At 69.6% G+C, this 24,941-nt stretch carries 25 protein-coding genes; 17 read left to right on the top strand and 8 right to left on the bottom strand.

Annotation, left to right across the window (positions count from 1 at the left end; all coding sequences use genetic code 11):
- Positions 1-21 precede the first annotated feature (21 nt).
- From cmk to ACIO52_RS22805, 3 genes are all read left to right on the top strand, one after another.
- On the top strand, positions 22-726 hold the full coding sequence (gene cmk, locus ACIO52_RS22815; protein WP_218717916.1) for a (d)CMP kinase: 705 nt from the start codon (positions 22-24) through the stop codon (positions 724-726).
- Complete coding sequence (der, locus tag ACIO52_RS22810) at positions 723-2,141, top strand: ribosome biogenesis GTPase Der (RefSeq protein WP_402646547.1); 1,419 nt, start codon at positions 723-725, stop codon at positions 2,139-2,141. Before cmk ends, der begins: the two co-directional genes overlap by 4 nt.
- A 203-nt stretch (positions 2,142-2,344) precedes the next feature.
- On the top strand, positions 2,345-2,620 hold the full coding sequence (locus tag ACIO52_RS22805; protein ID WP_316574144.1) for a YggT family protein: 276 nt from the start codon (positions 2,345-2,347) through the stop codon (positions 2,618-2,620).
- Between the two features lie 23 nt (positions 2,621-2,643).
- Here ACIO52_RS22805 and ACIO52_RS22800 read toward each other — a convergent pair whose 3' ends face one another.
- Positions 2,644-3,768 (bottom strand): ACT domain-containing protein, encoded by a 1,125-nt coding sequence (locus ACIO52_RS22800; protein ID WP_402646543.1) that lies wholly within the window; start codon positions 3,766-3,768, stop codon positions 2,644-2,646.
- 201 nt (positions 3,769-3,969) lie between these two features.
- Between ACIO52_RS22800 and ACIO52_RS22795 the strand changes: the two genes are divergently transcribed.
- Together ACIO52_RS22795 and ACIO52_RS22790 are read left to right on the top strand one after the other, a co-directional pair.
- Positions 3,970-5,226, top strand: coding sequence for an aspartate kinase (locus ACIO52_RS22795; protein ID WP_316574146.1), 1,257 nt, complete (start codon positions 3,970-3,972; stop codon positions 5,224-5,226).
- A 78-nt stretch (positions 5,227-5,304) separates the two neighbouring features.
- Positions 5,305-6,153 (top strand): alpha/beta fold hydrolase, encoded by an 849-nt coding sequence (locus ACIO52_RS22790; RefSeq protein ID WP_218717903.1) that lies wholly within the window; start codon positions 5,305-5,307, stop codon positions 6,151-6,153.
- Between the two features lie 3 nt (positions 6,154-6,156).
- Here ACIO52_RS22790 and ACIO52_RS22785 read toward each other — a convergent pair whose 3' ends face one another.
- A complete protein-coding gene (locus ACIO52_RS22785; protein ID WP_218717902.1) occupies positions 6,157-6,873 on the bottom strand; it encodes a GNAT family N-acetyltransferase in 717 nt (238 codons plus the stop codon).
- 214 nt (positions 6,874-7,087) lie between these two features.
- Complete coding sequence (locus ACIO52_RS22780; RefSeq protein ID WP_218717901.1) at positions 7,088-7,915, bottom strand: SAM-dependent methyltransferase; 828 nt, start codon at positions 7,913-7,915, stop codon at positions 7,088-7,090.
- Between the two features lie 584 nt (positions 7,916-8,499).
- On the opposite strand from ACIO52_RS22780, the gene ACIO52_RS22775 reads away from it, so the two are divergent.
- A complete protein-coding gene (locus ACIO52_RS22775) occupies positions 8,500-8,784 on the top strand; it encodes a hypothetical protein (protein WP_218717900.1) in 285 nt (94 codons plus the stop codon).
- 235 nt (positions 8,785-9,019) lie between these two features.
- A complete protein-coding gene (locus ACIO52_RS22770; RefSeq protein WP_402646539.1) occupies positions 9,020-10,588 on the top strand; it encodes a sugar porter family MFS transporter in 1,569 nt (522 codons plus the stop codon).
- A 14-nt stretch (positions 10,589-10,602) separates the two neighbouring features.
- Here the strand turns inward: ACIO52_RS22770 and ACIO52_RS22765 are convergent, their stop codons facing one another.
- Entirely contained in the window at positions 10,603-11,442 is an 840-nt protein-coding gene (locus ACIO52_RS22765) for an SDR family oxidoreductase (RefSeq protein WP_402646536.1), read from the bottom strand.
- A gap of 105 nt (positions 11,443-11,547) precedes the next feature.
- Between ACIO52_RS22765 and ACIO52_RS22760 the strand changes: the two genes are divergently transcribed.
- Positions 11,548-12,285 (top strand): PaaX domain-containing protein, C- domain protein, encoded by a 738-nt coding sequence (locus tag ACIO52_RS22760; RefSeq protein WP_402646533.1) that lies wholly within the window; start codon positions 11,548-11,550, stop codon positions 12,283-12,285.
- Positions 12,286-12,511: 226 nt separating this feature from the next.
- Here the strand turns inward: ACIO52_RS22760 and ACIO52_RS22755 are convergent, their stop codons facing one another.
- Positions 12,512-13,369 carry a TetR family transcriptional regulator gene (locus ACIO52_RS22755; protein WP_218717898.1) on the bottom strand — a complete coding sequence of 286 codons (858 nt, stop codon included), beginning with the start codon at positions 13,367-13,369 and terminating at the stop codon, positions 12,512-12,514.
- A gap of 129 nt (positions 13,370-13,498) precedes the next feature.
- On the opposite strand from ACIO52_RS22755, the gene ACIO52_RS22750 reads away from it, so the two are divergent.
- From ACIO52_RS22750 to ACIO52_RS22740, 3 genes are read left to right on the top strand one after another with little or no spacing between them, the layout of a single operon-like run.
- A complete protein-coding gene (locus ACIO52_RS22750) occupies positions 13,499-14,707 on the top strand; it encodes an acyl-CoA dehydrogenase family protein (protein ID WP_218717897.1) in 1,209 nt (402 codons plus the stop codon).
- A gap of 11 nt (positions 14,708-14,718) precedes the next feature.
- Entirely contained in the window at positions 14,719-15,726 is a 1,008-nt protein-coding gene (locus ACIO52_RS22745) for a phosphotransferase family protein (RefSeq protein WP_218717896.1), read from the top strand.
- Positions 15,723-16,466: an SDR family NAD(P)-dependent oxidoreductase gene (locus tag ACIO52_RS22740; protein ID WP_218717895.1), complete on the top strand. Its 744-nt coding sequence runs from the start codon at positions 15,723-15,725 to the stop codon at positions 16,464-16,466. The genes ACIO52_RS22745 and ACIO52_RS22740 overlap by 4 nt, the downstream gene beginning before the upstream one ends.
- On the opposite strand, the gene ACIO52_RS22735 is transcribed toward ACIO52_RS22740, so the two are convergent.
- Complete coding sequence (locus ACIO52_RS22735; RefSeq protein WP_402646529.1) at positions 16,454-17,443, bottom strand: diiron oxygenase; 990 nt, start codon at positions 17,441-17,443, stop codon at positions 16,454-16,456. The genes ACIO52_RS22740 and ACIO52_RS22735 overlap by 13 nt on opposite strands.
- A gap of 98 nt (positions 17,444-17,541) precedes the next feature.
- Positions 17,542-18,390: an SDR family NAD(P)-dependent oxidoreductase gene (locus tag ACIO52_RS22730; protein WP_316574150.1), complete on the bottom strand. Its 849-nt coding sequence runs from the start codon at positions 18,388-18,390 to the stop codon at positions 17,542-17,544.
- 54 nt (positions 18,391-18,444) lie between these two features.
- Between ACIO52_RS22730 and ACIO52_RS22725 the strand changes: the two genes are divergently transcribed.
- Positions 18,445-19,443 carry an alpha/beta fold hydrolase gene (locus tag ACIO52_RS22725; protein ID WP_402646527.1) on the top strand — a complete coding sequence of 333 codons (999 nt, stop codon included), beginning with the start codon at positions 18,445-18,447 and terminating at the stop codon, positions 19,441-19,443.
- Positions 19,444-19,510: 67 nt separating this feature from the next.
- On the opposite strand, the gene ACIO52_RS22720 is transcribed toward ACIO52_RS22725, so the two are convergent.
- Complete coding sequence (locus tag ACIO52_RS22720) at positions 19,511-20,164, bottom strand: TetR/AcrR family transcriptional regulator (RefSeq protein ID WP_218717892.1); 654 nt, start codon at positions 20,162-20,164, stop codon at positions 19,511-19,513.
- A gap of 102 nt (positions 20,165-20,266) precedes the next feature.
- On the opposite strand from ACIO52_RS22720, the gene ACIO52_RS22715 reads away from it, so the two are divergent.
- The 5 genes from ACIO52_RS22715 (at position 20,267) to ACIO52_RS22695 (ending at position 24,940) form a co-directional block, all read left to right on the top strand.
- The gene (locus ACIO52_RS22715) at positions 20,267-21,103 is read left to right on the top strand and encodes an SDR family oxidoreductase (protein WP_218717891.1); all 837 of its coding nucleotides are present in this window, start codon (positions 20,267-20,269) and stop codon (positions 21,101-21,103) included.
- 24 nt (positions 21,104-21,127) lie between these two features.
- Complete coding sequence (locus ACIO52_RS22710) at positions 21,128-22,051, top strand: ferritin-like domain-containing protein (protein WP_402646524.1); 924 nt, start codon at positions 21,128-21,130, stop codon at positions 22,049-22,051.
- The gene (locus ACIO52_RS22705; protein WP_316574153.1) at positions 22,048-22,614 is read left to right on the top strand and encodes an NAD(P)/FAD-dependent oxidoreductase; all 567 of its coding nucleotides are present in this window, start codon (positions 22,048-22,050) and stop codon (positions 22,612-22,614) included. The genes ACIO52_RS22710 and ACIO52_RS22705 overlap by 4 nt, the downstream gene beginning before the upstream one ends.
- Complete coding sequence (locus tag ACIO52_RS22700) at positions 22,611-24,095, top strand: NAD(P)/FAD-dependent oxidoreductase (RefSeq protein ID WP_218717888.1); 1,485 nt, start codon at positions 22,611-22,613, stop codon at positions 24,093-24,095. Before ACIO52_RS22705 ends, ACIO52_RS22700 begins: the two co-directional genes overlap by 4 nt.
- A gap of 122 nt (positions 24,096-24,217) precedes the next feature.
- A complete protein-coding gene (locus ACIO52_RS22695) occupies positions 24,218-24,940 on the top strand; it encodes an HAD family hydrolase (protein WP_402646520.1) in 723 nt (240 codons plus the stop codon).
- The last annotated feature ends 1 nt before the right edge of the window (position 24,941 follow it).

Here is a 24,941-nt window from a genome sequence, read left to right as displayed (position 1 = left end):
GTGGAGATCTCGGGCGACCGGATGACCGGTGACGGCACGCTCGTCGTCGCGATGGACGGCCCGTCCGGCACCGGCAAGTCCAGTGTGTCGCGTCGGCTGGCGACCCGCCTGGGCGCCCGCTACCTCGACACCGGCGCCATGTACCGGGTCGCGACGCTGCGCGTGCTGCGTGCCGGGGTCGACCTGACCGACGTCGCCGCCATCGCGGACACTGTCGCGGCGCTGCCGTTGTCGATCGGCACCGATCCCAGCCACGAGGTGATCGAGCTCGACGGCGAGGACGTCTCCGCCGAGATCCGCGGCGATGCCGTCACCAAGGCCGTGTCCGCGGTGTCCGCGGTCGCCGAGGTGCGCGAGCAGCTCGTCGCGCTGCAGCGTGAGATCGCGGCCGTGTCCGGGCGCATCGTGGTCGAGGGCCGCGATATCGGCACCGTCGTGCTCACCGGCGCCGACGCCAAGATCTACCTCACCGCCTCCGCGGAGGCGCGCGCCCAGCGGCGCAATGCCCAGAACATCCGCGAGGGCCGCGGCGACGACTACGCGGCCGTGCTGGCCGACGTGCAGCGCCGCGACACCCTCGACTCCACCCGCACGGTGTCGCCGCTGCGCCCCGCAGCCGACGCGGTGCTCGTCGACACCAGCGACCTGACGATGGACGAGACCATCGACGAGCTCTACCGCGTGGTGGCCCAGCAGCTTTCGGCCACGACAGGAGGGTCGCGATGATCGACGAAGAGGTACTGGTCGGAGACGGCACGTGGTCGGACGAATCCGACTGGGAGATCGCCGATCTCGAAGGTGAGCACGAGGGTGACGAACACCTCGTGATGCCCACCGTCGCGGTCGTCGGCCGTCCGAACGTGGGCAAGTCGACCCTGGTGAACCGCATCCTCGGCCGCCGCGAGGCCGTCGTCGAGGACATCCCCGGCGTCACCCGCGACCGCATCTCCTACGAGGCCAGCTGGGCCGGACGCCGATTCCTGGTGCAGGACACCGGCGGCTGGGAGCCCGACGCCAAGGGTCTGCAGCAGCACGTGGCCCGGCAGGCCGAGGTGGCGATGGAGACCGCCGACGCGATCCTGCTCGTCGTCGACGCGACTGTCGGCGCCACCGCCACCGACGAGGCCGCGGTGCGCAAGCTGCGCCGTTCCAAGATCCCGGTGATCCTGGTGGCCAACAAGGTCGACGACCAGAAGGTCGAGATCGAGGCGGCGAGCCTGTGGTCGCTGGGTCTGGGTGAGCCGCGCATGGTCTCGGCCGCGCACGGCCGTGGCACCGGCGATCTGCTCGACGACGTGCTCGGCGCGCTGCCCGAGACCCCGCGCGAGGGCACCGGCGCCGCCGGACCGCGTCGGGTGGCGCTGGTCGGCAAGCCGAACGTCGGCAAGTCCAGTCTGCTCAACAAGCTCTCCGGCGACGAGCGCTCGGTCGTCCACGATGTCGCGGGCACCACGGTCGACCCGGTCGACTCGCTGGTCGAATTGGGCGGCAAGACCTGGAAGTTCGTCGATACCGCCGGTCTGCGCCGCAAGGTGTCCAATGCCACCGGTACCGAGTTCTACGCCTCGCTGCGGACCAAGTCGGCGCTGGAGGCCTCCGAGGTCGCGATCATGCTGATCGACGCCTCGGTGCCGATCACCGAACAGGACCTGCGCGTGATCAGCCTGGTCGCCGACTCCGGTCGCGCGCTGGTGCTGGCGTTCAACAAGTGGGACCTGGTCGACGAGGACCGCCGTTACATGCTCGAGCGCGAGATCGACCGCGATCTGGTGCGGGTGCCGTGGGCCCAGCGGGTCAACATCTCCGCCCACACCGGCCGCGCCGTGCAGAAGCTGGTGCCGCAGATGGAGACCGCGCTCGAGTCCTGGGACAAGCGCATCTCCACCGGCCGCCTGAACACCTGGCTCAAGGAAGTCATCGCGGCCACCCCGCCGCCGATGCGCGGCGGCCGCCAGCCCCGCGTCCTGTTCGCCACCCAGGCGGGCACCCGCCCGCCGACGTTCGTGCTGTTCACCACCGGCTTCCTCGAGGCGGGCTACCGCCGCTTCCTGGAGCGCCGTCTGCGCGAGGAGTTCGGCTTCGACGGCTCGCCGGTACGCATCTCGGTGCGCGTGCGCGAGAAGAAGGAACGCAAGAAGTAGATCGTCACCACGCGAGCCCCGGGTCGACCGCCCGGGGCTCGCGCTGTCTCCGGACTGCTCCCGGCGGCGGTGCGCGGCGGAGCCTCGGCCACGACGAGCCAGGGCTGATAATCGGCTGAGAACCATCCGGGAAGGACACTTCGGCGCGGTGGTCGGCGTTGATCGGGTACGAGGTCCAGTGCGGCTTCCTAAGGAGTGGCGTTATGAGTCTCATCGGAACCGTGGTCGGCTACGCGCTGACGGTGTTCATGTTCGTGCTGCTCGCGCGGATGGTGCTCGATTGGCTGGCCTTGGCAGGAAAGGGTCCGGACTGGGTCGGCAAGGCGCGGTCGTTCACCCATGCCGCGACCGAACCGGTGATCGCACCCGTGCGACGTATCCTGCCGCCGCTGCGGATGGGCGGCCTGGGCATCGATCTGGCCTTCACCCTGGTATTCATCGCCGTGCTGATCCTGCGCGCGATCGCCTTCAGCCTGTAGCGGCGGTCAGCGACACGACGCGCCTAGTCGTCGGTGCCTTCGATTCGCCAGCGGGTCCGCACCTCGCGGACGCAGGGGGCGTCGGTGAGGGCGTCGATCGTGTCGGTGAGTGCGGACTCGCGGGCTCGGTGGGTGAGGACGATCAGGTGGGCGTCGGTGCCCTGGTGCTCCTGGCGTACGCGCGCGATGCTCACGCCGTTGTCGGCGAACACCGCGGCGACCTGGGCGAGGGCGCCGGCGTGGTCGGTGACGCGCAGGTTGAGGTAGGAGCGGGTGGGCGTGTCGCCGAGCGGGGCGATGGGGAGCTGGGCGTAGTAGGAAGCGCGCGGGGCGCGGCCGCCGTGGACGCGGTTGCGGGCGGCGGTGATGAGGTCGCCGAGCAGGGCCGACGCGGTCGCCGTGGTGGCGCCGTCACCGTAGAACATCAGCCTGCCCGCACCCGCGGCGTCGACGGCGACCGCGCTGGACGGCGCGTCGACGCGGGCGAGCGGGTCGGTCGCCGGGAGCAGCGCGGGGTGGACGCGGACCGAGACCTGTTCCTTGCCACCGTCTTCGGCGATCCTGGTGCAGACGGTGAGGGTGCGCAGACGCAGACCCAACGCCTCGGCGGCGGCGAGGTCGGGCGCCGCCGCAGGCCCGGACTCCTCGAACTGCACGTCGCCGACCTCCACCCGAGTGTGGAAGGCCAGCGTCGCCAGGATCGCCGCCTGCGCGGCCGCGTGCCTGCTGTGCTCGGGGGGAAAGACGCCGAGCACCTGGTTCACCCGGTCGCCCGAGAGTGATTGGGTCAGTGGCCGCACCACCGGAACACCGCCCGCCACCGCCGCTTCGAAGAACAGGTCGGCACCGTGCTGCTCGGCGGTCGCGGCCAGCCGGTGCCCGTACTCGGCGATCAGCGCGGTGTTCGCGGTGATCACCGACCGTCCCGCGCGCAGCGCGTCGAGCACCGCGTGCGCCGCACCGAGGTGCTCGGTCGCGTCCACCACCAGCTCCGCGGTCTCGGCGAGGACCAGGTCCGCACCGGCGCGTTCCCGCAAATCGCCGCCCGTGTCGCGCAGGATCCGCACGACCTCGGCGGCGAGTGCTCCGGTGCCGAGAACGGCGACCCCGAACGAGGCACGTGGGGAACGAAAGAGCTGATCGGTCATGGGAATTCGCCTTACCGCCGAGAGATGTCGAGCCGGGAACGAACGCCGCGGACGTCACCCCCGTCCAGCCAGTATCGCGGCCGAATCACCTCGGCGGCAGTCGTTTTCACCACGAATCAGGACAGCCGTGCCAGAAATGCCGGGATACTCGGAGGGGTTACCCGCGGGTCACGCGTGGGCGAGCAGGGGAGAGGACGAGGGATGGCCCTGGTTGTGCAGAAATTCGGCGGATCGTCGGTGGCGGACGCCGAACGGATCCGGCGGGTCGCCGAGCGGATCGTGGAGACGAAGAAGCAGGGTCACGATGTGGTGGTGGTGTGCTCGGCCATGGGCGACACCACCGACGAACTGCTGGACCTGGCGGGCCAGGTGGCGCCCGCGCCGCCGCCGCGCGAGATGGACATGCTGCTCACCTCCGGCGAGCGGATCTCGAACGCGCTGGTGGCCATGGCGATCCACGCGCTCGGCGCGGAGGCCCGGTCGCTGACCGGTTCGCAGGCGGGGGTGATCACCACCGGCGCGCACGGCAACGCCAAGATCATCGAGGTGGACCCGGACCGGGTCCGGCGCGCGCTCGACGACGGCGAGGTGGTGCTCGTCGCCGGGTTCCAGGGTGTCAGCCAGGACAGCCGCGACGTCACCACGCTGGGCCGCGGCGGGTCCGACACCACCGCCGTGGCGCTGGCTGCGGCACTGGGCGCCGATGTGTGCGAGATCTACACCGACGTCGACGGCGTGTTCACCGCCGACCCGCGTATCGTGCCGGACGCGCAGAAACTCGACCAGATCTCCTACGAGGAGATGCTGGAGATGGCTGCCTGCGGCTCGAAGGTGCTGATGCTGCGCTGTGTGGAATACGCGCGCCGCTATCACGTTCCGGTGCATGTGCGGTCGTCCTACACCGATGCGATCGGCACCACCGTGTTCGGCTCGATGGCCGACATTCCCGCCGATCAGGCGGTGCTCACCGGCGTCGCCCACGACCGCACCGAGGCGAAGGTGACCGTCGTCGGCCTGCCCGACGAACCCGGTTACGCCGCCCAGGTGTTCCGCGCGGTCGCCGACGCCGAGATCCCCATCGACATGGTCGTGCAGAACACCGGCACCGGCCGCACCGACATCACTTTCACCTTGCCCGCGGCCGACGGCGCCCGTGCGGTGGCGCTGCTACGGAAGCGGCGCGCCGAGATCGGGTTCACCGATGTGCGCTACGACGATCGTGTCGGCAAGGTCTCGCTGATCGGCGCCGGTATGAAGAACCATCCCGGCGTCACCGCGACGTTCTGCGAGGCACTGGCCGAGGCGGGCATCAATCTCGATCTGATCGCCACCTCGCAGATCCGGATCTCGGTCCTGGTCCGCGACACCGACCTGGACGAGGCGGTGCGGGTGTTGCACCGGGCCTTCGACCTCGGCGGCACCGAGGTCGCCGTCGTGCACGGTGGAACGGGCCGGTGACGGGATGGTTGACGGCCAACTGAACGCCAGGTAATTTACCCATCAGTCAATTAGGCCGTCGATCGACCGGAGAGTCCCTTGAGCAACCGACTGACCTCCTACACCCGCGCCGGACTCCGCTTCGATGTGGTGGACTCCGGTCCGATCGACGGCCCGGTCATCCTCGCGCTGCACGGTTTTCCGCAGACCGCCAGCTCGCTGACCGAACTCTGCGCGCTGCTCAACGCGCGCGGCTACCGCACCATCGCCCCGAATCAGCGCGGTTACTCGCCGGGTGCGCGGCCGCGCGGCCGCTTCGCCTACCGGATCACCGAACTCATCGACGACATCCTCGCGCTGATCCGCGAGATCGACCGTGGGCCGGTACATCTGGTCGGCCACGACTGGGGTGCCATGGTCGCCTGGTCGGTCGCCGCGGCCCGGCCCGACCTGGTGCGCACCCTGGTGACCGTATCGGTACCGCACCCCGGCGCCTTCCGCCGTTCGCTGATCAGCAGCGATCAGCTCGCCCGCTCGTATTACATGGGTCTGTTCCAGCTGCCGGTGCTGCCCGAGCGGGTGCTGACCGCCCGTCCCGAGCTGCTCGACCGGGTGCTGGCAGGCACCGGGATGACGCCGGAGATGATCGCCCGGGTGCACACCGAGATCGTCGATTCCGGCGCCCTCACCGGGGCACTGAACTGGTACCGGGCGATCCTGCTGCTGGGCCAGCGCGCGATCTCGGCGCCGGTGCGGGTGCCGGTGACCCATGTCTGGAGCTCCGGTGACTCGGCGCTGTCACGCCGCGGCGCCGAGCTGACCGAGAACTATGTCACCGGCGACTACCGCCTGGCCGTCTTGGACGGCGCCTCGCACTGGCTGCCCGAGGAGCGTCCGCGGGAGCTGGCCGAGCTGATCGTGGAGCGGATCGCTACCGTCCGGAGCTGAGCCTCAGCCGATCGGAGAAGCCAAGGGCCGCAACGACTCGGCGGTGGCGGGGATCAGCGGCGCGCGCGGCAGCATGGTGCGGGCGGCGAGCTGCTCGGTGATCCGCAGCCGCACACCCGCCCATTCGTCGTGCAGGATCGAGTAGAACGCGGTGTCGCGCACCGCGCCGTCGAGTCCCCGCGAATGGGCCCGGCGCACACCGTCGCTCACCGCGCCGAGCCGTTCGATCGCGGCGCGCGATCGCAGATTGCGGGCGTCGGCGCGCAGGGTCACCCGGCGCACGCCCCAGGCGTCGAAGGCGTGGGTCAACATCAGCAGTTTGCACTCGAGGTTCACCACGCCGCCGCGCGCCGCGGGCGTCAGCCAGGTGTTGCCGATCTCGACGGCGTCGGGGATCGAGCCGCCGGGCAGCGCGGTGACGGGCTCGGCGGCCAGCGGCCAGCTCAGCGGGCCCTGCCAGTAGTCGAGCCGGGTGAACCTGGTCGCCCCGACCACGCAGTCGTCGTCCACGGTGACGATCGCGAAGGCCAGGGCGGTGCCGGCCAGCTGGGCGGACTCGGCCTGGAAGACGTAGGTGCGTGCCTCCTGCTCACCGTGCGGGACGACGGTGAACCCGGCCGGACCGAGTGCGACCGAGGCTGCGGTCAATCCGGGAACATGGTGGGGTGCAAGGGGTTCCAGCCGTGCGATGCGGCCGTGGAGGATAACGGGTGCGGGCATGGTGACCGGCGTCCTTCGTCTGATGAGGGTCGCCGAAAACACGAGGCGTGGATCTCACGCGACACGTGCTTGCGGCGAAGCGACACGAACGATCCAGCAGCATCGAGAAAAACTAGATGCACAAGATAGCCGAACGTGACGCGTTCACCCGCGCGAACGGACGAGATGTCGTGGCCCGAATTTCGCCCGGTGTCACCGACCCGGACGAACCGCCCTAGACCTTGTCGGCGATGGCCGCCACGATGAGTTCCTCCCAGACCGAGAGCTCCCGGTCGGGCGAGCCGATGCGGGCCGAATCGTTGTCGTCGGTGGGCACGTCCTGGTGCCAGCGGGCGGCCGCGGCCACGCCGGGCTCCCGCAGTCGCAGGTCGCCGAACAGCGCGACGATCTCGGCATCGGTGCGCCAGCGGCCGCGGCCGAAGGTGGACTGCAGCTTGGCCTCGGCCTCGATGGTCTCGGCGTTGTCGCCGGAGCGGAAGTGGGAGATGAACACGCTGCTGCCGACGGGAATCTGCCCGGTCCAGTATTCGACGACGGCGCGCGGGTCCTCGTCGTCGTTGAGATGGTGCAGGATCGCGCTGAAGATCAGGCCGACCGGCTTGTCGAAATCGATGAGCCGGTTCACCTCCTCGTTGGCGCGGATGCCGACGGAGTCACGGACATCGGCGTGCACGACGGTGGTGTTGTCGTTGGTCGCCAGCAGCGCGCGCCCGTGGGCCAGCACGATCGGGTCGTTGTCGACATAGACGACCCGCGTGTCGGGGTTCACCCGCTGCGCGACCTGGTGCACGTTGTCGGCGGTGGGCAGGCCGCTGCCGAAGTCGAGGAACTGGGTCAGGCCCGCCTCGGCCATCTCACGCACCGCGCGGGTGAGGGCCTGCCGATTGGTGAACGCGATCGCCACCGAACCGGGCAGGTTCAGCTTGAAATGATCGCCGATCGCGCGGTCGACCTCGTAGTTGTCCTTGCCGCCGAGTAGATAGTCGTAGACCCGGGCGATGCTCGGACTCGACTGGTCGATCACATTCGCGTTGTCGCTCATCGTCGACGACCTTCCACGCTGTTATCGGTGTGTGCCGCCGCCCATCGTAGGAGAACGACGGCGTGTCGGCATGCTGTCCCTGTCGGTGATACCCGAAAACCGTTCCGGGCGTGTCGGTTCCGGTGCGTCGCGTACCGCCGTCGGTGTCCGGTCCGTCCGGTACGGGGCCGAGGTCTCGGCACGGGTAGCAGCCGTGTCGCAGTTTGCTCACGGCCTGTTTTCGCACGTCAGGGCCGTAACGGTTCGATAAATCACAGCAGTGTCGGCCTATTGAGCAAATGTCCAGTTGTGGACGGGTTTCGCCAGTTCCGAGGGGTGTTTGCCGGATATGTAACGCGCGTTATCGCATCGTGTCGCACGTCTGTTCGATGTGATGCAGATCACATCAACTGCCATTCGGCTACCGATGGTGGCACGCTCGTAATTGCTGAACGTTAACCGTTTGTGATCAACGACAGGGTCGACGCGGACCTTTCGTCACAAACGCCCTGCCTGCCCGCTTCGGTGTCGCGGGCCTCGAAAGATCCAGGATGGATCAGCAACCGGCCGTGTCGGGACGGCCACCCGGAAGGGGGCTCAGTGTGATGAGCAGCATCTACTTCGAATCGAATAGCAATCTGTCAGTTACCGGCCGCGATGGTCGGGTCACCGCGCCCACCGAAGCGTCGGTCGGCCCGCTGGGGATGCCCGGATTGATCCTGGGTCTCGCCCTGCTCGGCCTCGGCATCGTCGCGCTGCTGCGTCTGGGGGACTGGGCGGGAAGCTACGGCCCCGAGCTCGTCGTGCTGGCCTACGTCCTGTACATGGGGGCCGCGGCGTGGCTGGCGCTGTGGGGCGCGGGCGTCGTGCGATCTCTGCACCGCCACTAGTCCCTTTCGGGGAACCCGGCTCGACGCGGGCCCGTCCGCATCACCGCCACGCGCCGGTGCGCTGGCCACAATTCCACGTCACGGCGTCAGGCAGTTGTCCGGGGTAATTCGGCCGACCGAAACGGAACTCCGCCGAGGGCTGCCGATACTTCCGGAATCATTTCGAGCTTCCGGAAATGTTCGACGCTCCATTAGGGTGCAGGAATCGACCGACCCTTTCGGCGGAGGTGTGGACATGACCGATTCTCAGCGTGGATCCACCGAGCGGGAACCCGAGGGGCCGGGAGGTGTGCTCACCCCGCCGGTGGTCGGCGGGCGTGGGCCCGCCGACCACCTCATCGAACCGAACTCCGACACCCCCGTCCGGATGTCGCGCACGGTTCAGGACGACACCGGGCGGGTGCTGGTGTCACCGGTGACCGAACCGCCTGTCGGCGCCGAGACGCCCGAACGGGCGGCCATGCGGGCCAGGATCAAGAAGTTCGTGCTCACCGTCGTCATCATCGCGGCGCTCGGTGGCGCGCTGTTCGGCTACGACACCGGCGTCATCTCGGGTGTGCTGGTCTACCTGACTCCGGACTTCGGCCTCACGCAGGCCCAGGTCGGCATCGTCACCAGCTCGCTGCTGGTCGGCGCCGCGATCGGCTCGATCGCCGGCGGCTGGCTGGCCGATCGGTGGGGTCGCAGGCTGACCCTGCTGCTGGCCGGGGGGCTGTTCTTCGTCGGCGCGCTGGCGCAGGCGCTGGCGCCGGACGCGAACGTCATGATCGTCACCCGCCTGATCCTCGGTGTCGCGGTCGGCACCGCGTCGCTGGTGGTGCCGATGTATGTCTCCGAGATCGCGCCGCCGACCTATCGCGGCAGGCTCGTCTCGATGAACAGCCTGATGATCGCCAGCGGTCAGCTACTGGCCTATATCGTCAACGCGCTGCTGGCTCCCACCGGGAACTGGCGGCTGATGCTGGCGATGGCGGCGATTCCCGCGGCCGCCTTGGTCATCGGTATGTATTTCATGCCGGATTCACCGCGCTGGTATCTGGAACAGGGCCGCGAGGACGACGCCAGGAAAGTCCTGCGGCAGTCCTACTATCCGGAAAATGTCGAGCCGACAATTCAGGACATCGAGAAAACCGAAGCCGCCGATGCCGCCGTCAAAGACAGTTTGCGGGATCAATTGCGGAAGCCGAAGGTGCGCGCGTTGTTCGTCACCGGCGTCGGGCTGGCCTTGATCCAGCAATTCGTCGGGGTGAACACCGTCATCTACTACGCGCCGTCCACGCTGGCCCAGGCGGGCATGGGCGACAACGCGGCCATCACCTCGTCGATCGGGATCGGGGTCGGCGCGGTGATCGGCGTGATCATCGGGATGAGTCTGATCGACCGGATCGGCAGGCGGCCGCTGATGTTCATCGGCCTGTCGGTGATGGTGGTCGCGCTGGTCGGCATGGCGCTGGTCGAGCGGATGACCCAGGACACCGCGACCGGCTATCTGCTGCTGGCGCTGATGATCGTCTACATCTCCTCGTTCCAGGTCGGCGTCGGCGTGCCCACCTGGTTGCTGCTGTCGGAGATCTTCCCCGCCCCGATCCGGGCCACCGCGATGAGTATCACCACGTTCCTCATCTGGGCGGGCAATTTCCTGGTCTCCCTGGTGTTCCCGCCGCTGGGCGAGCTGTGGGGCGCCTCGACGATGTTCTTCCTCTTCGCGGCGATCTCGGCGGTGTCGCTGGTGTTCTGCTACCGCCGGGTGCCCGAGACCAAGGGCGTGTCGCTGGATCAGATCACCGCGGTGGCGGAGAGCTGATCCAGCGCACCGGGTCAGGACTGCGGCGGGTCGACGAAGATGTCGTACTCGAGGGTGCCCGAGCCGCCGTAGCCGGACAGATCGGTGATGCCCTCGGCCGCCAGGACATCGACGTCGAGGTAGGTGTTGCCGGTGGTGGTGCGGGCGTCGCGGCCCAGGATGGCGACGGCGGCGTCGGCCACGATCTCCGGGGTGCGGGCCTTGGCGATGGCCTCGTCGCCGCCGAGCAGGTTCTGCACCGCGGCGGTCGCGATCAGCGTCTGCGGCCACAGGCAGTTCGCCGCGACGCCGTGTTCGGCGTACTCGGCCGCCCAGCCGAGCGTGAGCAGCGACATGCCGTACTTGGCGACCATGTAGGCCGGATGTCCGCCGAGCCAGTGCGGGGCCATGTTCAGCGGCGGCGACAGGCTCAGGATGTGCGCGTTCTCGCTGTTGCGCAGGTGTGGCAGGCAGGCGCGGGAGAGCAGGTAGGTGCCGCGCAGCTGGATCTGCTGCATGAGATCGAAGCGCTTGATGGGCAGTTCCTCGGTGGAGGCCAGCGCGATCGCCGAGGCGTTGTTGACGCAGTAGTCGATGCCGCCGAAACGCTCCACCGCCTGGTCGACCGCGTTCGCCACCGAGGCCTCGTCCCGGACGTCGCCCACCACGGCCAGCGCCTGACCGCCCGCTTCCTCGATCTCGGCGGCCGCGGTGTGGATGGTGCCGGGCAGGCGCGGATCCGGCACGTCGGTCTTGGCCAGCAGCACGATATTGGCGCCCTGGCGAGCGGCGGCGACGGCGATCGCCAGCCCGATGCCACGGCTGCCACCGGACATGATCATCGTGCGCCCGGCGAGCGGGTGGGTAGCGGTCATGGGCGAGGCTCCTTGTCGTCGGCGACGCCGGAGAGGCGGCTGATGGTCGGCAACGTTACATATTTATGATGGCCGTGGCAATAGTGAAATATGTAGACTCGATCCGTGCAACCCCCTGTGACCGGCCCCGATACCGAGGTCCGCCCGGTATCGGCCCGCTCGGCGCTGGTCCGGATTCTCATCGCTGCCGATTCGCCGACGATGACCTCACGCGAGATCTGCGCCGCCACCACCACCCTCGGCTACCCGGAGGCGACCGTCCGCGTCGCCGTGTCCCGCATGGTCGCCGCGGGCGAGCTGATGCGGGAGAACCGCGCCTACACCCTCGCTCCCGCGTTGCGCGCCCGCCGCACCGAACTCGCCGAACCGGCGACGCTCCCGTGGACCGGCGACTGGGAACAGGTCGTCGTCACCACCACCGGCCGCCCCGCCACCGACCGTGCCGCCCTGCGCGCGCGCCTGCTCTCGCTGCGGCTGGCCGAACTGCGCGAGGGTGTCTGGATGCGTCCGGCCAACCTCGACCGCGCCTGGCCCGCTGACCTCGACGACACCGTTTTCCGCCTGCGCACCCGCCCGGTCGCCGACCCCGCCGACCTCGCCGCCCGGCTCTGGCCGTTGGCCGACTGGTCCGCCCGCGGTCACGCGCTGCTGGCAGCCATCGAAACCCCCGACCCCACAGCCAGATTCGCCGCTGTTTGCGCCGGGCTGGATCACCTCACCACCGACCCCGTCCTGCCCGCCGAACTCCATCCCGACGACTGGCCCGTCGCCCGCCTGCGCGCCGTCACCGCCGACTACCTCGCTTGGTTCGCCGCGCTGGGCGCGGAAGCGGTCACGTCCTGAGGCCGGCTCGCCCGGCCCGATCCCCGTCTCGGCATCGTGCGGGGCGAAATCGATAGTGAGATCTGCGGACAACCCGGGGTCCGGCATGTTGTCCTCGGCAGTCCGGGTGTGGTTGCGGGAGAGATGAGGTCGGTCCGTCTACGATGGACCCTGCCGTGCGACGTGGCGGCGCCGCATGGTGCATGGGGAAGGGCCCGCCCCGAGAGTTTCGGGGCGGGCCGCACCGTCAGCGGGGGATGCCCAGGACGCCGAGGGCGAAGTCGGCGTAGTCGGTGGCGATCTGTTCGGGCGTGGCCGGGCCGTCGAGGCGGAACCACTGCGGCAGGGCCGTGCACATGGTGGCGATCGCGCGGCCCGCGGCGCGCGCGTGTTCGGTGCTGCGCTGGTTCTCGGTGAGCGCGGCGTCGATATCCGCGTCGAGCAGATACTGGATCTCGTTGCGGGAGTCGGTGATCCGGCGCCGGTTGGCGGGTTCGAGGCTGCGCATCTCACTGGCGCCGATGAAGGCGAGCTCGCGCCGGTGGGTATGGAACAGTGCCAGCGCCTCGACGACCCGCGTCACCCGGTCGCGACCAGTGCTCGCCTCGTGACGCGCCGCGTCGACCCGCCAGTGCAGCTCGTCCATCGTGAGGTCGAGCGCGCGCACCAGCAGGTCCTGCTTGTCGCGGTAGTGGTGGTAGACGCCGGGCACGCTCATCCCCGCGCGCTGGGCGATCGAGCGCATGGTGGCGCCGTGGTAGCCGGTCTCGACGAAGGAGTCGATCGCGGCGGCGAGGACGGGATCGATGTCCAGCGGCGGGAATCGGCGCCAGGCGCGGGCGGTGTCGGCCGCGGGGGCGGCGCCGCGCGGCCGCGGTTGCGGTGCCCGCGCGGACTCCTCGCCGATCAGCCACTGGGTCGTCGTGTCGAGTTCGGTGGCCAGCGACCGCAGGCGCGGGACCGAGATGCCGGTCTTGCCGGTCTCGATGGCGCTCAGCGTGGCGGCGCTGACCTCGATGCGGCGCGCGGTCTCCCGCAGCGACAGGCCGGCCGCGGTCCTCGCCTGTCGCAGGCGGGCGCCGAGCCCGCCGTCGGAGGTGTTCATGATGTTCAGAATAGCTGAACATTGCCCCCTCGGGAATCCGTCGATTGACAGCAGTTATCGGGTCATGTCACTGTCGTAGGTGTCCGGTGCCGAGCGAACGTTCGGCAAGTGTGTGGAGGAGTGAAGCCCGTGGCGATCGACCTGTCCCATCCGCCCGAGGTACAGCGGCTGGCCGAGCGCACCCGCGCCTTCATTCGTGACCGGGTGCTTCCGCTCGACGACACCCATGACGGCGACATCACCGCCGCGGGCGGCGATGCCCTGCGCGTGGAGTTGCAGCGCGAGGCGCGCGAGGCCGGCGTGTTCGCCCCGCACGCGCCGATCGAATTCGGCGGGCACGGCCTGGGGATGTCGGATCGCGCCCCCATCTTCGAGGAAGCCGGGTACTCCCTGTTCGGGCCGACGGCGCTGAACATCGCCGCCCCGGACGAGGGCAATGTGCACATGCTCGCCCACATCGCCGATCCGGAACAGAAGCAGCGGTTCCTGGCGCCGCTCGCGCGCGGCGACATCCGTTCGGCCTTCGCGATGACCGAGCCGGCGCCCGGCGCCGGCTCGGACCCCGCCGCCCTGGCCACCCGGGCGGTGCGTGCCGAGGGCGGCTGGCGCATCAACGGCCACAAGTGGTTCATCACCGGTGCCGACGGCGCGGGCTTGTTCATCATCATGGCCCGCACCTCGGGCGAACCCGGCGATCGCGGCGGCGCGACGATGTTCCTCGCCCCCGCCGACACCCCCGGCATCCGGGTCGGCAGGCATATCGACACCCTGGACCGGTCGATGCTCGGCGGCCACTGCGAGGTGTTCTTCGAGGATCTGCTCGTCCCCGATGCGGCGGTGCTCGGTGCGGTCGACCGCGGCTTCGAGTACGCCCAGGTGCGGCTCGGCCCCGCCCGGATGACCCATGTGATGCGCTGGCTCGGCGCCGCGCGCCGCGGCCACGACGTGGCGGTGGACCGGGTGGCGCAGCGGCGCGGATTCGGTTCGCGCCTGGGCGATCTCGGCATGATCCAGCAGATGATCGCCGACAACGAGATCGACATCGCGGCCACCCGCGCGCTGCTGACTCGTGCCTGCTGGGAACTCGATCGCGGCGAGTCCGCGGCCGACGCGACCTCCATCGCGAAGACCTACGCCGCCGAGGCGATCTTCCGGATCATCGACCGCAGCATGCAGATGTGCGGCGGCCTCGGCGTCGCGGCGGACCTGCCGCTGGCGCGCCTGTCGCGCGAGGTCCGGCCGTTCCGGATCTACGACGGTCCCTCCGAGGTCCACCGGTGGGCCATCGCCAAGCGCGCGGTGCGCGCGGCCGAACGAGCGCATCGGGCCGCCGAATGAGCCTTCCCGGAATGGATGTCGCCGCGCTGGAGCGGTTCTTGCGGGCCGGCGGCGTCGAGGTGCGCGGCGAACTGCGCGTGGAACTGATCAGCGGCGGTCGCTCCAATCTGACGTTCAAGGCCGCCGACGACGCGTCCACCTGGGTGGTGCGGCGCCCACCCGTCGCCGGGCTCACCCCGTCCGCGCACGACATGGCGCGTGAGTTCACCGTCACCGCCGCGTTGCAGGGCTCGGCGGTGCCGGTCGCGCGCACGGTCGCCTTCGACGAGCGGGGATCCGCCCTCGGCGCGCCGATGACCGTGGTCGAGTACGTCGACGGGCGGGTGATCCGCGACCAGGACGACCTCGCCGCACTCACCGACGACCAGGTCGCCGCGAGCGCGACCGAGCTGGTCGACGTGCTGGCCCGGCTGCACGCCGTCGACCCGGAGGCGGTGGGGCTCGGCACGTTCGGCCGCCCGGCCGGTTTCGTCGAACGGCAGGTGAATCTGTGGGCGTCGCAATGGGATCGGGTGAAGACCCGGGAGCTCGCCGATGTCGCGGTGCTGCACGCGGCCCTGTCCGAGGCGGTGCCGAGCACGTCGGCGTCCTCGATCGTGCACGGCGACTTCCGCATCGACAACACCATCCTCGACGCTGCCGATCCGAGCCGGGTGCGTGCCGTGGTCGACTGGGAGATGTCGACCCTCGGTGATCCGCTCACCGATGTCGCGCTGATGTGCGTGTACCGGTCGCCGATCTTCGACCTGGTGCTCGGCTCGTCGGCCGCATGGACCAGCGACCGCATGCCCAGCGCCGACGCCCTCGCTCAGTCCTACGCCGACGCCTCCGGCCGTGACCTCGGCGACTGGGGCTTCTACCTCGCGCTGGCCAACTTCAAACTCGGCGTGATCGGGGAGGGCATCACCCACCGGGCGCTGCGTGGCTCCGGCGCGGGAGCCGCCGCGGAGCGTGCCGCGGAGGCCACCCCGGAGTTCATGGCCGCCGGCCTGCGCGCATTGAAAGGACACCGGAAATGACCGCGACCAAGTCCGCACTGATCAGCGGAGCCTCCCGTGGCATCGGCCTGGGCATCGCGAATCGGCTTGCTCGGCAGGGCTATTCGCTGACGATCACCGCCCGCGACGCCGACCGGCTCGCCGCTGTCGCCACCGAGCTGCGCGCTCTCGGCGCCCCCGACGTGGTCGCCGTCGCCGCCGACATGGCCGACGAGGACGGGATCGCCCGCCTGCTCGCCGAGCACGCCGACCGGTACGCGACCCTGTCCGCGCTGATCCTCAACGCCGGTGTCGGTACCGCGGGCACGCTCGCCGAGTCCTCGATGAAGCGGTTCGACAAGACCATCGCGGTGAATCTGCGCGCCCCGCTGCAACTGATCCAGGGCGCGCTGCCGATGCTGCGGGCGGGGGCCGCCGCCGATCCGGACCACGGCGCCAAGGTCATCGCGCTGTCCTCGATCACCGGCGTGTACGCCGAGGCGGGCCTGGCGGTCTACGGCGCGGCCAAGGCGGCGATGATCTCGCTGCTGGCCACGCTCAACGCCGAGGAGTCCGGCAACGGTGTCACCGCCACCGCCATCGCGCCCGCCTATGTCGACACCGACATGAGCGCCTGGATCCACGACCGGATCCCGCCCGAGCGGATGCTGGCGGTGAACGACATCGTCGAGATGGTCGACTCGCTGCTGCGGTTGTCGGCCCGCGCGGTGGTGCCGACGATCGTCATGTCCCGCGCGGGCGCCGACGGCTACCGCGCCTGAGCGGTGCGGCGGTCGGGCTCGCTGCGGTAGCGGGCCTGACCACCGTCGATCTTGAGCAGCTTCCACAGCGGCCTGGTCACCGGGTTCAGCAGACCGAGTTCGCCGGCCAGAGCGCGCATGTCGCCGAAGAACCCGCTGAGGATCTTGCGGGAGGTCGGGCTGCGCCAGAAGGCGTCCTCGAACACCTCGTCGGGAATGTCGAACTTGGTGGCGAACGACTTCGACGGCTTGACCAGTTCGTCGGCGAGCCAGCGCATGGCGATCGGGAACGCCACGGCGCAGACCGCGGTGCTCACCGGGTTCATCCGCGCGAGGTGGTTGCGCAGGAACTCGTTGGCGAAGGAGATGTGGCGCGCTTCCTCGGCGATGTGGATCTCCATGATCCGCAGCAGCGTCGGCTGGGTCGCGGTGCCGGACCGGATCAGGGCCTTCTGATAGTGGTCGATCGGCTCCTCGCCACCGAGGATGCCGATGAACAGGATGGCCCAGAAGTAGCCGCCCGCGACGCCGATGAACGGCGAGGCGACCCGGAACAGCGGCCGCATGCCCGGCACGTCGTCACCGATGCGGTTCACCAGCTCCTGGAACATCTGGATGTGGTTGCACTCCTCGGTCATCTCGTGGAGGCAGTACCGAAACTCGGGCGACCCGTTGGGCAGGGCCATCGCGTACTGCATCATCCCGCGGATGAGGATGGACTCGAAGGCCAGCCCAACCTTGGCGGCATTGGCCTGCCGCCAGCGGCCGATCTCGATGCGGCGCTCGAGCGGCAGCGATTGATACCACGCGGTGGCGCCCAGCGGATCGAGTTCGGCCGAGAGAACCCAGCGCGGGTCGTCCCGATCGATGGCGAATTCCGGTGCTTCCCAGTCGATATCGAGGAAGGGATCGAACCTGCGGTGTACCGAGCCCTCCGACAGGGTGAGCAGGGCGTCGGTGTAGTCCGGATCGGCGGCAGCGGTCTTCGAGAACGTCATTGTTTCTCTCCATCGTCACAGGGATCGTCGTCGAGCCGACTCTCCCTGATTTGAATGTAACGCACTGTCTCACCTAAATCCAGGGGTGAACTCCGCGATCAATCGGCGCGTGGAATTCGGCCGTCGACGTCGGTGAATCCGTAGTCGACGGCGAGGTCGGCGACCTTCCAGGCCCCGCCGCCGCGGGTCGATCGATCGGGGTCGGCGGCCAGTGCCACGACCGCGCGGCCGGGGAACCGCGGCGTTTCGGCGGCATTGAGATCGAAGGTGCCCTCGCCGGGCAGGGTCACCTCGCGGCGCCCGTTCTCGTCGGCCGGAACCATCTGTAGCAGTTCGGTATCCACGATGCCGGGCCAGATCGAGACCGCGGTCGCGCCGGTGCCGAGCAGGTCGTGGGCCAGGTCGGCGGTGAGCCGGTCCAGTGCGGTCTTGGCGACGCCGTAGACGGCATTGTGCATGTAGCGCTGGGAGCCGGGGGAAGAGACGTTGACGATCAGCCCGGCCGACTCGATCAGCAGCGGCGCGGCGAACACGCTGGCCACGTAGTGCGAGCGGACGCCGATGTCGAAGGTCTCGTCCCAGGCCTTCGGTGGGACGTCCCAGAACTTGCGCCCGAGCCAGCGCGCCGCCGCGGGGGAGTTGTAGACGTTGTTCACCAGCACATCGAGGCGGCCCTGCTCGTCGCGGACCTGCGCGAACAGCTTCTCGACGGCGGTGTCGTCGGCGTGGTCACACACGACCGCCACGCCGTGACCGCCCAGCGCGGTGACCTCCTCGGCGGTCGCGTGCACGGTCCCCGGCAGTCGGCCCGCTGTGGTGGTGCGGCCGGTGACGTACACGGTGGCCCCGGCCGCGCCGAGTTCCTGGGCGATGCCCTTGCCGATGCCACGGCTGGCGCCGGTCACCACCGCGACCCGGCCGGCGAGAATCTTGGGTGTTCCGCTCATGGCCTCCAGACACTACCGTCAAAATAAGAACACGTTCTAGAAACGGAGACGGTAGTGGAGCTGACCCATCGATTCCTGGACACCGGCGGCATCCGGATGCACGTCACCGAGCAGGGGCAGGGGTATCCGGTCGTCTTCTGCCATGGCTTCCCGCACACCGGTTTCGTGTGGCACCGCCAGCTCGCGGCCGTGGCCGGCGCGGGTTTCCGGGCCATCGCCCCGGACCTGCGCGGCTACGGCCGCACCGACGTCCCCGCCGACGTCGCGGCATACACCAACGAGGCGGTGATCGGTGATCTGCTGGCGCTGCTCGACGACATCGGCGCGGCGAAGGCGGTGTTCGTCGGCCTCGACTTCGGTGCCCAGCTCGTGTGGGAACTGGCGTTGCGCGCCCCTGAACGCGTGGATGCCGTTGTCGTGCTCAACAATCCGTTCTCCCCGCGCCCGCCGCGCGCCCCTTCGGAGTACTGGACCAAGGCTGCCCAGCGGCACTTCCTGCACCTGGCCTACTTCCAGGAGCCGGGCGTAGCCGACGCCGAACTGGCCGCGCGACCCCGTGAATTCCTGGCCAGGGTCTACTACTCGCTCTCCGGCGACTACCACTACCTCGACACCTGGAAGAACCCGCCGGGCCTGGGCTACCTCGATGTCCTGCCGCAAGCCCCCGACCTGCCCTGGTCGTGGCTGAGCGAGGACGAATTCGACACCCTGGCAACGGAGTTCGAACGTACCGGCTTCACCGGTGGCCTGAACTGGTATCGCAATCTCGACCGCAACTGGGCGCTCACCGAAGCCCTCGCGGACGCGCGGGTGTCGGTACCCACCTACTTCCTCTACGGCGAGAACGACCCCGACATGGAGGGCTTCAGCGGCCGCGACCCGCTGGCCGTGCTGCGCGCGAACGTCCCGGATCTGCGCGCGGTGGTGCAGGTCCCGGGCGCGGGCCACCTGGTGCAGCTCGAACGCACCGACGCCGTCGACGAGTTCCTGACCGACGCCCTGCGCGACCTCGGTGTCGCCGCCTTGCCGAGCGGTCAGCACACCCGGTCGTAGTCGAGCGCGAGCCCACCGAGTTCGCCCGCCCCACCGATCCCGCTCGGCGAAGCCCTTCCGCGACGGGCTATCGGTCGCCGATGATCTCCGGGGGTAGGAACATCGTCGCGAGCTGGGCGGCGATGGCACTGGTGTGGTCGATGATGCGGTCGGCGTCGACGTCGAGGACGCCGGTGCGCCAAGCCGACAGCAGTTCGATGAAGCCGCCGATGCCGGTCAGGGTGCTCATCCGGATGTCGGTCTCGTCGACGCCGGCGCGCAGGTAGGGCCAGGCGGCGGCGATGAGCAGGTCGGTGGCGTCGGTGAGCATGGTCTTGCGGCGCTGCTCGAGCACGGCGCTGCCCGCGTGATCGGCGAGCAGGATGCGGGCGCGCCCGCGCGGGTCGGCCTGGAGCTCGACCGCGCGGGTGATCGCCGCGCGCATGACCTCGAGTGGCGTGCGATCCGCGGTCTCGGCGAGCACGCAGGCCAGGTCGGCGAAGACCTCGGCACACACCTCGTCCCACACCGCCGCCAGCAGTTCGTCGCGGTCGGCGAAGTGTTCGTAGAAGTAGCGGTCGTTGAGCGAGGTCCGCTGGCAGACGCCCCGCATGGTCACCGCGGCCCAGCCGTGCTCCAGCCAGATGGTCAGGGCGGCGTCGACCAGGCCGGCGCGTCGTTGCGCCCTGCGCTGGTCGGCGGTCAGTCCGCCCCAGGTTCGTGCCGGTGCGCGCACATCCATGGTTGACAAAGTACTCCGCCGCGAGCCTAATTGGTGTCAGGTGCGGCCAATGGTGGCAGATGCCACCAATTCGAGTCGTACCGGGTCGACCCGGGAGTTGCCATGCGACTGTTTCCCTTCGGCGGACGCCGCCGGACCACGAGCGCCGATGCCGTGGTGACCGGCGCGGGCAGCGGCATCGGGCGGGCCTTCGCCGTGGAGCTGGGCAGGCGCGGTGGCCGCGTCGTGTGCTCCGACCTCGATCCCGACCGCGCGGCCGAGACCGCGGGACTCGTCGAGGCCGCGGGCGGGAAGGCGATCGGCACCGCCTGCGACGTCACCGCGATCGCCGAGGTCACCCGGCTCGCCGCCACCGCCCAGGACTGGTTCGGCGACGCGCCGACGGTCGTGATCAACAACGCGGGTATCGGCGCGGGCGGACCGGTGATCGGGGAATTCGCCCTCGACGATTGGCAGCGCACCCTCGGCGTCAACCTGTGGGGTGTGATTCACGGCTGTCATGTCTTCGCGCCGATCCTGCGGGCGGCGGGGCGCGGGGCGATCGTCAATGTCGCCTCGGCGGCCGCGTTCGGCGCGGCGCCCCGGATGGCCGCCTACAACGTCAGCAAGGCGGGCGTGCTCGCGCTGTCGGAGACCCTGTCGGCGGAGCTGGCAGGCACCGGCGTCGGCGTGACGGTGTTGTGCCCGACCGGCGTGAAAACCAACATCATGCAGGCCGATTCGCCGATGGACGAGACCGCCGAGCGCCTGGGCGGTCTGCTCCTGCGGTGGACCGGTCGCGCACCGGCGACCATCGCGCGCGCCACCCTCGATGCCGTCGACCACGGCGAGCTCTACGTGGTGCCGCAGCTCGAGGCCAAGGTGCTCTGGCAGGCCAAACGCTGGATGCCGGCGACCTACACCCGTTCGGCCGGCCTGCTGGAGCGGGTCGTGCGCTGATCCATCACCGAAGGAGATCGAACAATGACGTTCGCCTATCCCGATATGCTCGCCACCGTGCGCGCCAAGCAGTGGGCGCTGGCCGACATCGACTGGGACGCACCGGGTGCCGACACCATCACCGACGAGCAACGCCCCCGGCTGGCCACCTTCATGGCCGATCTGGTGTGGATCGAACACGTCGGCGCGCGCGGTTTCGCCGCCCTCGTGCACCAGGCGCCGCCGGGCCCGCTGCGCGAGATCTACCGCTACTTCCACGCCGAGGAACAGAAGCACGCCAACGCCGAACTCGCGCTGATGCGCCGGTGGGGAATGCTCGACGGCGACGAGATGCCGGTGCCCAACAAGAACATCCGCCTCGTGATCAGCTGGCTCGACCGCTACGCCGATCAGCTGAGCCTGCCGGTGCTCGGCACCGTCATCCCCTCGCTGGAGACGGCGCTGGACGGCGCGCTGGTGAAATTCCTGCTGGACGAGGTCGACGACCCGGTGTGCCACGAGGTCTTCCGTCACATCAACAACGACGAGTCCCGGCACCTGGCCGTCGGTTTCCAGGTGCTCGAACAGCTCGGCGCCGGGCCCCTCCGCCGGATCGCCATCGAGACGGCCGGTTTCGCGGTGCGTCCGTCGTTCGTGCTCGGCGCCCTGCTGTACGCGCCGCTGCTGTCGCGGATGTCGACCAACATCATCGCCCTGGGCCTCGACGAGGAGAAGCTGTGGCAGGCGGTGCGCCGCTACGAGAACGTCGGCGAACGCAGCCCCGCCATCCGCCGGGTGCCGCTCTATCACGTGGTGAAGACCCACGGGAAGGCCACGATTCACCGGCGACAGCCGTTCCAGCTGCTGGCGGATGTGTCCAACGCCTGTATCGACCGGTTCCCGATCCGGGTGCTGGGCCGCAGGCCGTCCTGGTCCGACGAGCTCACCTACGAACCGGTGGCGAAATGACCGCGCTTCGTTTCGCCGAGACCTTCACCGGCCGCCAGCTCCATCACACGAGCTTCGTCCCGCGCCACGAGTTCAGCGGCAGGCGGGTGGCGATCGTCGGCAGCGGGGCCGCGGCCGCGCGCCTGCTGCCCGGCATCGCCGCCGAGGCCGTGCGGGTGACGGTGTTCCAGACCGACGCGGTGTGGATCGTGCCGCGCGCACCGCTGCCCGGCGCGATCCTGCGCCGGCTGCCCGAGCCGGTGGTCCGCCTGGGTGCGCGGATCAATCTGCGTGTCCAGGTGCGGGATTCGTGGCTGCGGCACCGGCTCACCCCGGACGAGGACGCCGGGGTCGCCGTGCACAACGGCTACTACCGCACACTGCGGCAACCACACTGCTCCCTGGTGACCTGGCCGATCGCGCGCCTGGTCCCGCTGGGCCTGCGCACGGTCGACGGGATCGAGCACCGGGTCGACACCATCGTCTACGCCGAGGACGCCGGACACGTGGTCCGCACGCTCGCCCGTCGCGGCCGCACCCACTACTCGCCCGAATTCGCCGGCGAGACGAAGGAGATCGCATGAGCACCACCGGGATCGACCACGAGATCGTCATCGTCGGCGCCGGATTCTCCGGGATCGGCGCCGCGATCGCACTGCGCAACGCCGGATTCGAGGACTTCCTCATCGTCGACGAAGCCGACGGCGTCGGGGGAACCTGGCATTGGAATACCTATCCCGGTGTCGCCGTGGATATCCCGTCGTTCAGCTACCAGTTCTCGTTCGAGCAGCGCACCGACTGGTCGCGGGTCTACGCGCCGGGCCGCGAACTCAAGGCCTACGCCGAGTCGTGCGTGGACAAATACGACCTGCGGCCCCGAATCCGCTTCGGCACCACCGTCACCGGGGCCGACTTCGACGAGAAGGGTCGGCGCTGGGTGCTGCACACCGCCGACGGCGCCGATCTGACGGCGCGGTTCGTGATCAGCGCGACCGGCGTGCTCACCCGGCCCAAACTGCCCGACATCCCCGGCATCGAGGACTTCGCCGGTATCACCATGCACACCTCGCGCTGGGATCACCGCCAGGATCTGCGTGGCAAGCGGGTCGCGATCATCGGCACCGGCGCCTCGGCCGTACAGGTGATTCCCGAGATCGCGCCGGAGGTCGCGCAGCTGACGGTGTTCCAGCGCACGCCGATCTGGTGCCTGCCCCGACCCGACATGCCGCTGCCGCTGCCCGCGCGCTTGGCGCTGAAAGTGCCGGGCGGACGCACCCTGACGCGGTTGGTGAGTCAGACCTATGTCGAATTCACCTTTCCCCTCGCCGCCCACTACCACCGGTCCCTGCCGACCGCCGCGATCGGGGAACGCGCGGGGCTTGCCCATCTGCGCCGCCAGGTGAAGGACCCGGCGGTCCGCGAGGCACTGACCCCGAAGTACGCGCTCGGCTGCAAGCGGCCCAGCTTCTCCAACGACTATCTGTCGACCTTCAACCGGTCGAACGTGACCCTGGAGACCACGGCGATCAGCGCGATCACGCCCACCGGTGTGCGCACCGAGGCGGGCGCCGAACATCGCGCCGACGTGCTGATCCTGGCCACCGGGTTCAAGGTGATGGAGTCGGGCAACATGCCGACCTATGACCTGCACGGCGTCGGTGGCCGCGATCTGGAGACCTGGTGGGACGAGAACCGCTTGCAGGCCTACGAGGGCGTCAGCGTCCCCGGCTTCCCGAACTTCTTCTCCATCATCGGTCCCTACGGCTACAACGGCGCGTCCTACTTCACCCTGATCGAGAACCAGACTCGTCACATCCTGCGCTGTCTGCATCACGCCCGCAGCACCGATGCCGAGCGCATCGAGGTCACCGAGGAGGCCAACGACCGCTACTTCCGGGAGATGCTCGCCCGCCGCGGCGGGCAGGTGTTCTGGCAGGACAGCTGCGCCACCGCCAACAGCTATTACTTCGACAAACACGGCGACGTGCCCCTGCGTCCCGCCTCCACCCTCGAAGCCGCTTGGCGCAGCGGTCATTTCGCTCTCACCGACTACGCCTTCACCTAGCGGACGGCGGTGCGGCGGCGGCCGGGCTCGCGGGCGCGGTGACGGCACCGTCGTCGCGATCGGCGTGTGCGATGCTCGGGGCAGGCGACGCCGGCAGCGTCGGAACCGAGAAAGGGATGTCCGTGCCGATCCGAGGTGTGCTCTTCGACGTCGACGACACCCTGTTCGACTACTCGTCCTCGGAAGCGGCCGGTCTCCTCGCGCAGTTGCGGGCGGACGGACTGCTCGACCGTTTCGCCGATCCCGCGGCGGCGGTGACGCTGTGGCGGGAGATCACCGAGGTCGAATACCACCGCTTCGTCGTCGGTGAGCTCACGTTTGCCCAGCAGCAGCTCTCCCGCGCTCGCACGTTCGTCTCCCGTCTGCGCGGCGTCGCGCCGTCGGCGGTGCCCGACCCGGAGGCGGCCGCCTGGTTCACCGGATACGCGGCGCGTCGCCGGGCCGCCTGGTCGGCGTTCCCGGACGCGGAGCCGGTCTTGCGGCACCTCGCGCCCGGGTACCGCCTCGGCATCGTCTCGAACGCCGCGGTGCCCCAGCAGCGGCGCAAGCTCGCGGCCGTCGGGCTGCTGGACTTCTTCGGTGACCGGGTGGTGTGCAGCGAGGAACACGGTGCGGCGAAGCCGGAACCCAGCATCTTCCTCGCCGGCTGCGCGCTGCTCGGGCTCGCACCGCGCGAGGTCGCGTTCGTCGGCGACAAGTACCTCGTCGATGCCGTCGGCGCCCACGAGGCGGGCCTGCGCTCCTGCTGGCTCGATCGCGCGAACATTCGCTCCGGCACCGTGATCCGCGATGGCATCCACGTCATCGACACCCTCGGCCACCTCCCGCGACTGCTGACGGAGTAGA

Source organism: Nocardia sp. NPDC087230 (assembly GCF_044744725.1).
Taxonomy (GTDB): Bacteria; Actinomycetota; Actinomycetes; order Mycobacteriales; family Mycobacteriaceae; genus Nocardia; species Nocardia canadensis.
Note: the sequence above shows the minus strand (reverse complement) of the source record. Positions and strands in the feature narration are given on the sequence as shown.

Bases quoted from the DNA above. Each gene is read 5' to 3' on its own strand.
- cmk (WP_218717916.1), top strand. From the start codon at position 22: ATGACCGGTGACGGCACGCTCGTCGTCGCGATGGACGGCCCGTCCGGC.
- der (WP_402646547.1), top strand. From the start codon at position 723: ATGATCGACGAAGAGGTACTGGTCGGAGACGGCACGTGGTCGGACGAA.
- ACIO52_RS22805 (WP_316574144.1), top strand. From the start codon at position 2,345: ATGAGTCTCATCGGAACCGTGGTCGGCTACGCGCTGACGGTGTTCATG.
- ACIO52_RS22800 (WP_402646543.1), bottom strand. From the start codon at position 3,768: ATGACCGATCAGCTCTTTCGTTCCCCACGTGCCTCGTTCGGGGTCGCC.
- ACIO52_RS22795 (WP_316574146.1), top strand. From the start codon at position 3,970: ATGGCCCTGGTTGTGCAGAAATTCGGCGGATCGTCGGTGGCGGACGCC.
- ACIO52_RS22785 (WP_218717902.1), bottom strand. From the start codon at position 6,873: ATGCCCGCACCCGTTATCCTCCACGGCCGCATCGCACGGCTGGAACCC.
- ACIO52_RS22780 (WP_218717901.1), bottom strand. From the start codon at position 7,915: ATGAGCGACAACGCGAATGTGATCGACCAGTCGAGTCCGAGCATCGCC.
- ACIO52_RS22775 (WP_218717900.1), top strand. From the start codon at position 8,500: ATGAGCAGCATCTACTTCGAATCGAATAGCAATCTGTCAGTTACCGGC.
- ACIO52_RS22770 (WP_402646539.1), top strand. From the start codon at position 9,020: ATGACCGATTCTCAGCGTGGATCCACCGAGCGGGAACCCGAGGGGCCG.
- ACIO52_RS22765 (WP_402646536.1), bottom strand. From the start codon at position 11,442: ATGACCGCTACCCACCCGCTCGCCGGGCGCACGATGATCATGTCCGGT.
- ACIO52_RS22755 (WP_218717898.1), bottom strand. From the start codon at position 13,369: ATGAACACCTCCGACGGCGGGCTCGGCGCCCGCCTGCGACAGGCGAGG.
- ACIO52_RS22745 (WP_218717896.1), top strand. From the start codon at position 14,719: ATGGATGTCGCCGCGCTGGAGCGGTTCTTGCGGGCCGGCGGCGTCGAG.
- ACIO52_RS22740 (WP_218717895.1), top strand. From the start codon at position 15,723: ATGACCGCGACCAAGTCCGCACTGATCAGCGGAGCCTCCCGTGGCATC.
- ACIO52_RS22735 (WP_402646529.1), bottom strand. From the start codon at position 17,443: ATGACGTTCTCGAAGACCGCTGCCGCCGATCCGGACTACACCGACGCC.
- ACIO52_RS22730 (WP_316574150.1), bottom strand. From the start codon at position 18,390: ATGAGCGGAACACCCAAGATTCTCGCCGGCCGGGTCGCGGTGGTGACC.
- ACIO52_RS22720 (WP_218717892.1), bottom strand. From the start codon at position 20,164: ATGGATGTGCGCGCACCGGCACGAACCTGGGGCGGACTGACCGCCGAC.
- ACIO52_RS22715 (WP_218717891.1), top strand. From the start codon at position 20,267: ATGCGACTGTTTCCCTTCGGCGGACGCCGCCGGACCACGAGCGCCGAT.
- ACIO52_RS22710 (WP_402646524.1), top strand. From the start codon at position 21,128: ATGACGTTCGCCTATCCCGATATGCTCGCCACCGTGCGCGCCAAGCAG.
- ACIO52_RS22705 (WP_316574153.1), top strand. From the start codon at position 22,048: ATGACCGCGCTTCGTTTCGCCGAGACCTTCACCGGCCGCCAGCTCCAT.
- ACIO52_RS22700 (WP_218717888.1), top strand. From the start codon at position 22,611: ATGAGCACCACCGGGATCGACCACGAGATCGTCATCGTCGGCGCCGGA.